Here is a 13172-nt window from a genome sequence, read left to right on the forward strand (position 1 = left end):
ATGAAAAAACCTAAGATACTATTAATATATACAGGCGGCACCATTGGTATGGTTAAAGATGCCGATTCTGGTGTTCTCACTGCTTTTGATTTTGATAGTTTGCTGGAGCGAATTCCAGAACTTAGATTGTTAGATTGCATCATTGACACCATATCCTTTGATGAGCCTATCGATTCTTCAAATATGAATACCGAGTCTTGGGAAAATATGGCAGGGATCATTGAAATCAATTATAATGATTACGACGGTTTTGTTGTTCTGCATGGTAGTGACACCATGAGCTATTCAGCATCCGTTTTGAGCTTTATGCTCGAATATTTAATGAAGCCAGTCATATTCACAGGATCTCAGTTACCAATAGGTGATTTGCGTACAGATGCCAAAGAGAATTTAATTACTTCAATTCAATTAGCGTCTCTATATGAAGATGACATGCCTGTAATACGAGAAGTCTGTTTGTATTTCGAATATAAATTATACCGAGGTAACCGCACTACTAAAATCAATGCAGAGCATTTTGAGGCATTCGATTCGCCTAACTTTCCGACCTTGGCAGAATCTGGTGTTCATTTAAAAATTAATCATGAGTTTTTACGTAAAGAGACATTTACAGAACAACTAATTGTACGAACACAACTCGATACTAATATAGGTGTACTAAAATTATTCCCAGGAATTTCAGAACCATTGGTAAAGGCAATTCTCAATACCGAAGGCTTAAGAGGATTGGTTATTGAAACCTACGGCTCTGGCAACGCAACCACCGAAGACTGGTTTATTAACCTTCTTAGTGAGGCAATTAAAAATGGTTTATATATTATTAATGTAACACAGTGTTCTGGGGGAAGTGTTATAATGGGTAAATATGCCACAAGTTCGCAGCTTAAACGAATTGGTGTTATATCTGGTAAAGACATTACTACTGAGGCAGCAGTTGCCAAACTGATGTATCTGCTAGGGTACAATATTAGTCATGAAGAATTTCAATCTTATTTTGAAAAGTCACTACGTGGCGAATTGACTTAAAATTAACGGGACAAATTTTAGTGTTTGAAGTTTTTTTCGTTATTTGGCACACCGTAATTTTTTTTAAAGCCTATAGAGAGGTGGCCGAGTGGTCGAAGGCGCACGCCTGGAAAGTGTGTATACTCCAAAAGGGTATCGAGGGTTCGAATCCCTTCCTCTCTGCATAGATTTTAAGATTAGGTTACATTATTTTTTTTATCTTTAACACTTTAAACTAATAAAATTAAGATTAAGAACAATGAAAAGATTATTTTCTATCCTTGCCATAACTTGTTTAATGGCTATCGGAACTGTTAACGCTAATGCAACGACCTTAGCATCTACAACAGCAACTGTAACAACTCTAGCTCAAGCAGACGCCACTGAAAGTGGAGAAGATCTAGGTTTTCATCAAGAATTAAAAAAGCGATTTATTGAGGGTGGCCCTGGGTTTATGGGTATCGTATTATTATGTTTAATCCTTGGTTTAGCCATCGCAATAGAGAGAATTATCTTTTTAAATCTTTCAACTACAAATACTAAGAAATTAACTCAAAACGTTGAGGAAGCATTAGCATCTGGAGGTATTGAAGCAGCTAAAGAAGTATGTAGAAATACAAAAGGACCTGTTGCTTCTATTTTCTATCAAGGTTTAGACAGAGCAGACGAGGATATCGATGCTGCGGAGAAAGCTGTTGTTGCCTATGGTGGTGTACAAATGGGTCAATTAGAAAAGAATGTATCTTGGATCTCTTTATTTATCGCCTTAGCACCAATGCTTGGTTTCATGGGTACGGTAATTGGTATGATTCAGGCATTCGATAAAATTGAAGCTGCCGGAGATATGCAGCCATCATTAGTAGCAGGTGGTATTAAGGTAGCACTTTTAACAACGGTATTTGGTCTTATTGTGGCTATTATTCTTCAGATATTCTACAACTACATTATCGCTAAGATCGATAGTATTGTAAATGATATGGAAGATGCATCCATCACATTAATGGATTTACTTGTAAGACACAAAAAATAATAAAGACCACATTAAATTATGTTACACAAAATATTAAGAATAGTAGCTTTAATTCTCAGCGTTGCTGGTATTATTTTCCTTGGAATGATAATAGCAGAAGGCGATGAAGAAATTAAGGCAGCAGCTTTAGCAGGAGATACTGCTATAGTTGACCCAATAGCCATTGTGGCTTATATAACATTGGGTCTCATCGTATTATTTGTGTTGGTTTTTGTTGTTAAAAATCTATTCACAAATACTGCAGGCCTAAAAAATACGTTGATAGGAGTAGGTGCCTTTGTGGCCGTACTCGTAATTGCTTATATATTATCAGACTCTGATAACCCTGTGATGCAAGATGGTAAAAACCTTTATAAGTATGGAGATAAAGTAGCAACTGGCAGTGAAGTTCAATTGTCGGGAGCTGGCTTAGTTGCTTTCTACATTTTACTTGTACTTGCGGCAATTACAATGATTTTCTCAGGCGTTAAAAAAACAATTAGTAAATAATAAGATATGGCAAAAAGAGCAGCACCAGAAGTAAATGCAGGATCGATGGCTGATATTGCCTTCTTATTGCTTATCTTCTTCCTAGTAACTACTACTATTGAAAAAGATAAAGGCTTATTAAGAAGTTTGCCACCTATCGATGATTCTGAAGTTGAACCGCCAATCATTAAACAAAAGAATCTTTTTACGGTTTTGATTAACCGTCGTAACCAATTGCTTGTAGAAGATGAGCAAATGGAACTAAAAGATTTAAGACAAGCTGCAATCGAATTCCTCGATAATGGAGGAAGTACAAATGCAGCAGGTGAGACTTGCGATTATTGTAAAGGAAAAAGAGACCCATCGTCATCAGATCATCCTGATAAGGCGATTATCTCCATGAAGCATGATAGAGAAACATCATATGAGCAATATATGGATGTTCAGAATGAACTTGTTGCAGCCTATAATTTCTTAAGAGAACGCGAAGCAGAGCGTTTATATAGAAGATATTACCCAGGCGCTGACAATGTTTACAAAGCTATGCTAGCGGAGAAAGAAAAGAACCAGTTTACCCCAGACACCATTTTAAATGGGCGTATTGAGAATATTAAGAAATTATTCCCAATGAAGTTGTCTGAGGCAGAACCAGATGATAGTTAAAAAGTAACAGATATGTCAAAATTTAAAAAAGGAAAATCAGGGGATTTGCCGGCAATTTCAACGGCATCCTTACCAGATATTGTATTTATGTTGCTTTTCTTCTTCATGGTAGCAACTGTAATGCGCGATAGTAGTTTAATGATTGAAAATGTACTACCAAGTGCAGACCAAGTTGAGAAATTGAAAAAGGATAGAACTGCATTTATCTATGCAGGGAAGCCAAGTAGTTCATTCTCTCAATTAGGAACTGAGCCAGTAATCCAATTTAACGATGCTATTATTAGCGTTGAAGAGGTACAGGCGAGTGTATTAGCAGCGCAAGCTGAATTAGTCGAAGAATTACAACCAAAATTTGTGGTTGGTCTTAAAGTCGATAAAAATACGCACGCTGGTTTAGTGTCGGATATTAAACAAGAACTCAGACAGGCAAATACATTAAAAGTAATGTACATTGCTAATGCTCGAGCAGAACAATAATATTCTTAATTTTATAAAAGAAACGTCCTGAATTATCAGGACGTTTTTTATTTCATGAGATTTAAAAGTTTTTGTAGTTTTAGTTTATGAAGTATGTTCATTTAATTCTCTTGCTTTTACTGAGCTTTACTGGCTTATCACAAAATGATAATAATGCCGATAAAGAAGAATTGTATAAAAACTACAGAGAAGATCAATTTTATATTTCCGTTACCTACAATCTTCTAAATTCTAAACCAAAAGATGTTAATCAGAGTGGGTTTTCAACTGGTTTTCATTTCGGTTTTATTAGAGATATGCCCATCAACGAAGAACGAAATGTTGCTATTGGTTTAGGGCTTGGGTTATCTTCAAATTCATATAATCAGAATGTTGCTATTTTAGAAGCTAATAATGACATCACTTATAGTATCATAGACGAAAGTGTGGTTAATGTTTCAAAAAATAAATTTACCACATACCTTGTGGAGTTACCCTTCGAATTTAGATGGCGCAGATCTACACCTACCAAGTATAATTTCTTACGAATATACCCTGGATTTAAGCTAGGCTACGTCTTTTATAATTCCACAAAGTTTAAAAGTGATAATGGAGATGTTAATTTAACTAACCTCGATGATTTTAACAGTCTTCAATATGGCCTAACCTTGAGTGTAGGTTATGGTACATGGAACTTTCATGCCTATTACGGATTAAATCCAATATTCGATAATACAGCACGGCTTAATGGTGAAGCCATCGATATGAGTTCCTTCAAGGTTGGTTTAATGTTTTATATTTTATAACCAATAGTTCATAAAAACTAACTGCGGGAAGAGCCCAGTGAACAACCCAATAATCAACTCTTGATTGGTGTGAGCCTTCAGATGCAAGCGCGATGTTGCGATGGCACCCAAAATGATCATCATTAAGGCTATGGTTCCATTGATATTAATTTTGAAATGAATTCCAATAGCTATAGCGAACATAAAAAATCCTGATGCTGCAATCATATGAATACTTGCTTTTACCTTAAAAATTGCCATTATAAAGCACGCTAGGGTAGAGCATAAAATTCCGAGGAAGAAGTAGTATAATTCAACGATCTCATTGGGCGTAAGAACTCTCATTAAAATTAAAGCAACAATAATACAGTTGATGAGTAAAGGTATTAACCGTTCTTTGGTACTCTTAAGGTAGATCGTATCGACTTTATTGATTGTTTTGAGCAAAAAGAAAAGCAGAATTGGAAGAATGATCGTTAAAATAATTATCGAGAAAATTTTTGCATTCTGAATGGGTTCAGGAATAAATCGCGGTGTTTTATGAAAATAAAAAACCACCCCTAATAATGGCATGATCAACGGATGAAAAACAAACGATATGCTTTTTAGAATAAAATCTTTCATCCAAATGCTATTTTAATTTTAAAGTTCCTTTCTTAAACGCGCTACAGGTATATCTAATTGTTCTCTATATTTTGCGACAGTGCGTCGTGCAATAGGGTAGCCTTTTTCTTTGAGAATCTTTGAAAGTGCCTCATCTGTAAGCGGCTTCTTTTTGTTTTCTTCTTCGATTACAGTTTCAAGAATCTTCTTTATTTCTCGTGTAGATACTTCCTCCCCTTGGTCATTGGTCATCGATTCAGAGAAAAACTCTTTGATCAATTTTGTGCCATAAGGTGTGTCTACATATTTACTATTGGCAACTCTGGAAATTGTTGAGACATCCATATCAATTTCATCGGCTATATCCTTTAAAATCATTGGGCGAAGTTTGCGTTCATCACCACTTAGGAAATAGTCTTTCTGATAATGCATAATGGCACTCATAGTTACAAAAAGTGTCTGCTGACGTTGCCTTACAGCTTCAATAAACCATTTAGCAGCATCTAACTTTTGTTTAATAAATAACACTGCATCTTTTTGTGCTTTCGACTTTTCTTTCGTGTCTTTATAGCCTTTAAGCATATTGTTATACTCGCGCGAAACATGAAGTTCAGGAGCATTTCTACCATTGAGAGTTAACTCTAATTCGCCATCTACAATCTTAATGGCAAAATCAGGTACAATATGTTCAACGATTTTATTATTACCAGCGTACGAACCGCCTGGTTTTGGATTCAATCGTTCTATTTCTTCGATGGCATCTTTAAGTTCTTCTTCATTCACACTAAACTTTTGCATTAATTTTTTATAATGCTTTTTGGTAAATTGTTCGAAGGCTTTATTGATAATTGCCGAAGCTAATTCTACATCAGGGTTCTGTTCTTTTCTTCCTAATTGAAGGCTTAAACATTCCTGAAGGTGTCTTGCACCAACACCTGCGGGATCTAATTGCTGTACCACCTTAAGCACCTTTTCTACTTCATCTTCGGTGGTATAGACATTTTGTGTAAATGCCAAGTCATCTGTGATATCAGATAAGGAGCGACGGATATATCCGCTTTCGTCGACACTACCAACAAGAAAATGGGCAATTTCCTCTTCTTGTTCAGAAAGTCTGAAGGTATTAAGCTGATTGGTTAAGTGCTGCGTAAAAGAGGTTCCTGCGGCATAAGGCACGCTTTTTTCTTCATCGTCAGAACTGTAATTATTGGCTTGAGTACGGTAATCAGGGATTTCGTCATCGCTTAAATATTCATCGACATTGATATCCTCTGCATCAATAGTTTCATTGTCATTAAAGTCATCAACCGAATTATCAAATTCATCGAAGCCATCATCAGTTGTATCTGATTCTTTACCGGTATCTAAAGCCGGATTTTCTTCGAGTTCTTGCTTCAAACGCTGTTCAAATGCTTGGGTTGGTAGCTGAATCAACTTCATCAGTTGAATCTGCTGAGGCGACAGCTTCTGAGATAATTTAAATTGTAAATATTGTTTTAATGACATAGTTAATCCTTAATGATAAAGGTAATTAAAACTCTGCATTTTGTGGTGATCTTGGATACGGAATTACGTCTCTAATATTACTCATTCCTGTAGCAAACATTACCAAACGTTCAAAACCTAATCCAAATCCAGAATGCACTGCAGTTCCATACTTTCTAAGGTCGAGGTACCACCATAATTCTTCTTCAGGTATATCTAGTGCTTTCATCTTTTCTTTCAGCACATCTAAACGCTCTTCACGCTGAGATCCTCCAACCATTTCACCAATTCCTGGGAAAAGAACATCCATTGCTCTTACAGTTTTACCATCATCATTTAGACGCATGTAGAAGGCTTTGATATTTGCAGGATAATCAAACAAAATTACTGGGCACTTGAAGTGCTTTTCAACCAGAAAACGTTCGTGCTCAGACTGAAGGTCAGCACCCCATTCATTAATAAGATACTTGAATTTCTTTTTCTTATTTGGTTTACTATTTCTAAGAATATCTATCGCCTCAGTATAACTTACACGCTTGAAGTTATTATCAACAACAAATTTAATTTTGTCGATAAGGTTCATTGGGCTGCGCTCTATCTGAGGTAATTTTGCTTCTTCCTTCTGAAGTCGGTCGTCTAAAAACTCCAAATCTTCTTTGCAATGTTCTAAGACATAGCTAAGTACAGACCTAAGAAAATCTTCAGCCAGATCCATATTACCAGCCAGATCCATAAAGGCCACTTCGGGTTCGATCATCCAGAATTCAGCAAGGTGACGCGACGTATTAGAATTTTCTGCTCTAAATGTTGGTCCGAAAGTATATACCTTGCCAAGAGCCATAGCATAAGTTTCGGCTTCTAGCTGTCCGGATACCGTTAGATTTGTTTCCTTGCCAAAGAAGTCTTCTTTAAAATCAACTTCACCATTTTCAGTTAGTGGTGGATTTTTAGGATCTAATGTGCTTACACGAAAAGTTTCACCTGCACCCTCAGCATCACTTCCTGTAATTATAGGCGTGTGCATGTTGTAGAATCCATTCTCTGTAAAATACTTGTGAATAGCAAATGATATTGTTGAACACATTCGCATTACGGCACCAAAGGTGTTGGTTCTGGTACGCAAGTGTGCATTCTCTCTTAAGAATTCGAACGAATGTTTTTTAGGCTGAATTGGATACGTTTCAGGGTCAGAATCACCTAAGATCTCAATTTCCTTCACTTGTATTTCAACGGACTGCCCTTTGCCTTGGCTTTCAACCAATTCTCCAGTGACATGTATTGCTGCACCTGTAGTTATGCGTTTTAAAAAGTCTTCTTCAAAATTTTCAAAATCAACAACACATTGAATATTATTAATGGTTGAGCCATCATTCAAAGCGATAAAACGATTCGCTCTAAAAGTTCTTACCCATCCTTTAACGGAGACATCGTGTAGAGTACTGTCTGCTAATAATTCTGCTACTGTTTTTGACATCATTTTTAATTATTTTGAAAATGCTAAGATAAATTTTATTGTTAGTTTTCCATATCCTCTTCAGATTCATCTTCCGAAGGAATAATATCGATGGCTGGTTTACGTAATACTTCCTTATTGGCAATGTTACGTTCTAATGATAATAGAAGCGAAGGAAGTAATAATAAGTTTGAAAGCATCGCAAATAATAAAGTTATTGATACTAATGCTCCAAGGGCTACTGTGCCACCGAAACTAGATATGGTAAATACTGAAAATCCGAAGAATAAAACAATAGATGTGTAGAACATGCTAATGCCAGTTTCGCGTAAAGCCGCATAAACTGATTTTCTGATTTTCCAATGATTGGCTTGTAATTCTTGTCGGTATTTTGCCAAGAAATGAATGGTGTCGTCTACCGAAATACCAAATGCTATACTAAAGACTAATATGGTTGACGGTTTAATAGGAACACCCACATAACCCATTAATCCGGCTGTGACTAATAATGGTAATAAGTTCGGAATGAGCGAAACAATGATCATTCGTACCGAACGGAATAAATAGGCCATAAAAAGTGAGATCAAGAAAATGGCAAGGGTTAAGGAAATGACCAGATTTCTAACCAAATACTTGGTTCCTTTCTGAAATACCAAAGCCTTACCTGTCATTGTAACCTCGTAACGTTCTTCAGGAAATACTTTATCGATTTTAGTTTGAAGCATTTCTTGAATGCGCTCCATTTTATCGGTACCAATATCTTTCATGAATGTGGTTACACGGGCATATTGGCCTGTGCTATCCACAAAGTTCTTTAAGAGATCAACATCAGTTGAAGAATTCTTTGCATAAGACAATATGAAACTGTTCTCCTGACTTGTAGGTAACTGATAATATTTAGGGTTGCCATTGTAATAGGCTTGTTTACTATACTTTACCAAACTAACTACTGAGATCGGTTTCGATAGCTCAGGGATCTCTTCTATAAGTTCTTCGAGCTCATTAATACGACGCAAGGTCGCCAATTTCATTACGCCTTTCTTACGCTTTGTATCTACCATTATTTCTAAAGGCATAATACCGTTAAATTCATCCTCAAAAAACCTAATGTCCTTAAAAAACTGTTTGTCTTGTGGCATATCTTCGATTAGACTACCAGAAATTTCGATCTTATTGATACCAATCATACTTGCCATTATCAAAATAAAAGCAGTGACATAGATGGTGATCTTTTTATGCTTTACCATGCGCTCCATCCAATCGACAAAGCCACCGATCCAGCGTTTATTAAGATGTTCTAAATGACGATCCTTCGGAAAGGGTAAAAACGTATAAATGATTGGAATAATTAGAAGACATAAAATAAATATGGCTAATATGCTCAAGGACGCAACAATACCAAACTCTTTGAGCAATTTACTTTCTGTAAGAATGAAAGTAGCAAAACCCGATGCCGTTGTTACATTGGTCATTAAAGTGGCATTACCAATCTTGGTAATTACACGTTGAAGTGATTTTACTTTATTACCGTGCGACCGTACTTCGTGCTGGTATTTATTGATAAGGAAAATACAGTTCGGTATCCCAATGACAATGATCAACGGAGGAATTAATGCGGTTAGTACGGTTATTTCGTACCCTAAAAGGCCAAGTATACCGAAGGTCCACATTACACCAATACACACAACGATAAGTGAGATAAAGGTAGCTCTGAATGACCTAAAGAATAAAAAGAAAATTAGAGATGTAATAAAGAGTGCCGCGCCAATAAATATCGGGATTTCATCTACAATATTCTGAGAGTTGAGCGTCCTGATGTAAGGCATACCCGAAACCTTTACATCGAGGTTTGTGTCGGCTCTAAAGTCTTCAACTTTATTTTCGAGAATATCAATAATAAAATCTTTTCGAGCAGCAGTATTTACAATTTCTTTCTTTAAATAGATTGCCGTACGAATAGTTTTAGTTTCGGCATTAAATAAGAAGTTATCGTAAAAAGGATATTTCTTAAATAATTCTTCTTGAAGGGTTTGAATTTCTTCAACACTAGATATAGAGTCTTTGATAAACGGTTCTAAATCGAACTGTTCTTTTTTGGTATTCTTTACAAGCTTCTGAAGATCTTTTATGGAAAGAACAGTCTCTACTTCGTTATACGGTTTGAAGGATTCTGCAAGTTGATTCCAACGGTTAAGCTGTTCAACCGTAAATAAGGTGGAGTCTTTTACACCTAAAACAATGAGATTACCTTCTTCTCCGAAGACCTCAAGAAAATCGTTATATACAAGATTCACTTCATGGTCATCGGGTAACATGTTAGCCTCGGTATAGGTAAAACGCATGTGTTTCCACTGCATACTAAAAAATACAGTTGCCGCAATAACAGCAATAAGAATGAAGATTTTGTTGCGAAGAATTAATCTTGCAACAGCCTCCCAAAATCCTGTAGTTAATAGTTTAAACATACCTTATCTCAAATGAGCCGCAAAGGTAGAAAAAACCTAAGGATTCTTAATGAGAATTGAGTTTAATTAACGCCACTTTATGGTATTCCTTTTAGATGATTTGTTTTAACAAATAATTGTGGAACAATTTTTGTGTTTTTCATTATTTTAAAGCTTAAAACCATCATATTATGAAAAAAACTTCTATTCTTTTCTTAATACTAACTATCACCATCAATTCTTTAAAAGCTCAAGTAAACAGTTCGTATGCACGGAACTCGTTTGCTGAGAAGATCTATCTACAAACAGATAATCAAATCTACACCGCCAATTCTACCATTTGGTTTAAAGCTGCAGTTGTAAATGCAGCAACACTCAGTGGAGAACTATCTAGTGGCGTACTTTACGTGGATTTAATTAATTCAAAAAATGAAATTGTAGATCACAAGATTCTAAAGTTAAATGAGGGTCTTGGTAATGGCTATTTTGATATTGGCTCTAGTATTGAAGATGGTCACTATCGCATTAGGGCGTACACCGAGTGGAATAAAAACTTTTCTGAAGATTTTATGTTCACCAAATCATTGCAGATCATTCGAAGTCAACTTAAGGACGATTATAAGGAGGCCAAAAAATCGAAAAACCGAAAAATAGTCTATACTGAAAAGGAATCTGATGCTCGTAAAATTGATGTGCAGTTTTTCCCTGAAGGCGGAAAACTCATTCATAATATTGCTAGTAAAGTAGGATTTAAAGCTATTGATATCAACGGATTAGGAATAGCAATATCTGGAGAGATCCTTGACGGTAATAATAAGGTGATTGCCAATTTTGAAAGCAATAGTTTAGGTATGGGGCATTTTGTTTTCGAAGATCCGGATCATACCAAGGTATATAGATCGAGAATTACATCTATTGATGGAAAGGCAGCCGATAAAACAGTTGCACTTCCAACCATATATAAGGAAGGGGTTTCACTTCAAGTTAATGAGACTGAAAATGCAATTGAAATTGAAGTTAATTCCAAGTCTTTTCCAGATAAAGCTGTTAGATTGAAGGGCTATTCGAGAGGTATAACTTATATCGATAACCCATTAGATATTACAAACGCCGTCGGAAATTTTTCCATTCCAAAAACTCAGCTGCCTGAAGGCATTATGATTTTTAGTGTGTCTGATGCGCAAAACAGAATTGTTGCAGAACGCATGTATTTCAATAATAATGGAATGTCTAGCCTTAAAATTGATGCCAGTTTGAACAAACAAAAATTTAGTACACGTGATGAAGTAGTACTATCGATGAAAGCCGACACTGAATTGCAAACAGAGGCCACAAATCAATTTGATACCTCTGTATTAGTTATAGACAAATCGCGCATAGACATCGACGGTTCTCGTGGAGGAAATCTGTTGACTTACTTACTACTTACGTCTGATCTAAAAGGTCATATAGAATCTCCTCATTTGTATTTTGAAGCAAATAGTAATTATAATATAGACGACCTTATGCTGACGCAAGGATGGCGTAACTATAAATATGATACTACGGTTAATAATGTTTTCAAATACCGTAGAGAAATGGGAATACCGATTAAAGGTGTAATCAATAGCAAAAATTCAAATGAGATTGTATCAGGTAAGGACTTTACAATCATGGATTTTGGAAGAGATTTTTCTTTAATGAATACCAAATTAGATGTTCCAGGAAGCTTTTACTTTGAAATAGGGGATCTCTTTGGTGATTACAATAAGTTGGTAATACAGCCTTCAAGTATAAACGAAAATGAAAAAGACAATATCCATCTTACTTTATCTGAAAAATTCGAAGTACCGGTTAAACCTTTAGAGGCCAATACGTTCTACGTCGAAGAAAGTGTTACTAAAGCTGTCGTTGAGCAGAAAAAAGAAATTATGCAGATCGAAAAGGATTATTTTAAAAATCTATATGGATATAATCAACTCGATGAGGTTACAGTTTACGGTTATACGATGACGCCAAAACGTCGCGAAATGGCTGAAAAATATGGTCTTCCTAACACTGTTATAGATGGCAAGGATATCCAACGAAAGATCAGAAAATCTTCAAATGGTCTGGTGGATGTGTTGATGTCATTTAGAGATAAAGTATATGTTGAAACACGTGCTAAACGCTCAAATTTTTATCAACCTCGACGCATTAATGTTGGACTCGTTCAACCAGGACCATCGACATTTCAAACCTATTTAAGAATGGGAACAAATCATGGTGGTAGAGGACATGTAAACATGGTTGTTGTTGACGGCATTCCTGTTAATGCCTTGAATCATTACTTAACTGAAGATATCGAACCAACGGAGGTTACCAGTTTTGAGATTATTGATGATCCGAAAAGGTTAAAGCAATTATACGCTGAAGTTTTTAATACTTACCCACCACCAGGGTTATTACTTGGAAGTATTTTATCGATTTATACGCGAAATGGTACGGGGATCTTTGGTGCATTAAATCAAGGGAAAGATCTAAAAACATTCAATGTTGAGGGTTTTTCGCCGAGTAAAGAATTTTATGTTCCAAGGTATGATACAGAAGCCAATTATTACGGTAATCAGCCAGATTATCGTCCTACCATTTATTGGGCTCCTCACGTAAAATCTAAGGATAATGAAGAAGCTACGGTTAAGTTTTACCATTCCGACAATGAAGGTGATTTTATTGTGTTTTTGGAGACCATTTCGAAGGATGGTAAAATTGGATACAAAGAGATCGAATACAGCGTGTCAAAAACTGATAATGACTAAAAG

At 35.8% G+C, this 13172-nt stretch carries 11 protein-coding genes and 1 tRNA gene; 8 read left to right on the forward strand and 4 right to left on the reverse strand.

The features are described 5' to 3' along the window. The 7 genes from DDY94_RS13510 (at window position 1) to DDY94_RS13540 (ending at window position 4428) form a co-directional block, all read left to right on the forward strand. Window positions 1–1026 (forward strand): asparaginase, encoded by a 1026-nt coding sequence (locus DDY94_RS13510; RefSeq protein WP_111684868.1) that lies wholly within the window; start codon window positions 1–3, stop codon window positions 1024–1026. Window positions 1027–1100: 74 nt separating this feature from the next. Further along, window positions 1101–1188: transfer RNA gene (locus DDY94_RS13515), tRNA-Ser, on the forward strand. 76 nt (window positions 1189–1264) lie between these two features. Then, window positions 1265–2035, forward strand: a complete 771-nt coding sequence (locus DDY94_RS13520; RefSeq protein WP_111684869.1) for a MotA/TolQ/ExbB proton channel family protein — start codon at window positions 1265–1267, stop codon at window positions 2033–2035. Between the two features lie 18 nt (window positions 2036–2053). After that, window positions 2054–2524 carry a hypothetical protein gene (locus DDY94_RS13525; RefSeq protein WP_111684871.1) on the forward strand — a complete coding sequence of 157 codons (471 nt, stop codon included), beginning with the start codon at window positions 2054–2056 and terminating at the stop codon, window positions 2522–2524. A gap of 6 nt (window positions 2525–2530) precedes the next feature. Continuing rightward, window positions 2531–3166 (forward strand): ExbD/TolR family protein, encoded by a 636-nt coding sequence (locus DDY94_RS13530; protein WP_111684873.1) that lies wholly within the window; start codon window positions 2531–2533, stop codon window positions 3164–3166. A gap of 12 nt (window positions 3167–3178) precedes the next feature. Further along, window positions 3179–3643 (forward strand): ExbD/TolR family protein, encoded by a 465-nt coding sequence (locus DDY94_RS13535; RefSeq protein ID WP_111684875.1) that lies wholly within the window; start codon window positions 3179–3181, stop codon window positions 3641–3643. 86 nt (window positions 3644–3729) lie between these two features. Then, complete coding sequence (locus tag DDY94_RS13540; protein ID WP_111684877.1) at window positions 3730–4428, forward strand: porin family protein; 699 nt, start codon at window positions 3730–3732, stop codon at window positions 4426–4428. Here the strand turns inward: DDY94_RS13540 and DDY94_RS13545 are convergent. The 4 genes from DDY94_RS13545 to DDY94_RS13560 are packed head-to-tail and all read right to left on the reverse strand — an operon-like array spanning window position 4423 to window position 10413. Further along, window positions 4423–5031 carry a hypothetical protein gene (locus DDY94_RS13545; RefSeq protein WP_111684879.1) on the reverse strand — a complete coding sequence of 203 codons (609 nt, stop codon included), beginning with the start codon at window positions 5029–5031 and terminating at the stop codon, window positions 4423–4425. The two genes, DDY94_RS13540 and DDY94_RS13545, sit on opposite strands and share 6 nt — an antisense overlap. Before the next feature lie 18 nt (window positions 5032–5049). Further along, on the reverse strand, window positions 5050–6516 hold the full coding sequence (gene rpoN / locus DDY94_RS13550) for an RNA polymerase factor sigma-54 (protein WP_111684881.1): 1467 nt from the start codon (window positions 6514–6516) through the stop codon (window positions 5050–5052). A 25-nt stretch (window positions 6517–6541) separates the two neighbouring features. After that, window positions 6542–7972, reverse strand: coding sequence for an asparagine--tRNA ligase (gene asnS, locus DDY94_RS13555; RefSeq protein WP_111684883.1), 1431 nt, complete (start codon window positions 7970–7972; stop codon window positions 6542–6544). Between the two features lie 38 nt (window positions 7973–8010). Further along, complete coding sequence (locus DDY94_RS13560; RefSeq protein ID WP_111684885.1) at window positions 8011–10413, reverse strand: efflux RND transporter permease subunit; 2403 nt, start codon at window positions 10411–10413, stop codon at window positions 8011–8013. Window positions 10414–10583: 170 nt separating this feature from the next. Here DDY94_RS13560 and DDY94_RS13565 point away from each other — a divergent pair, with 170 nt between their 5' ends. Further along, on the forward strand, window positions 10584–13169 hold the full coding sequence (locus DDY94_RS13565; RefSeq protein ID WP_111684887.1) for a hypothetical protein: 2586 nt from the start codon (window positions 10584–10586) through the stop codon (window positions 13167–13169). Window positions 13170–13172 lie beyond the last annotated feature (3 nt).

The organism is Winogradskyella tangerina (assembly GCF_003260205.1).
In the GTDB taxonomy this organism is placed as follows: domain Bacteria; phylum Bacteroidota; class Bacteroidia; order Flavobacteriales; family Flavobacteriaceae; genus Winogradskyella; species Winogradskyella tangerina.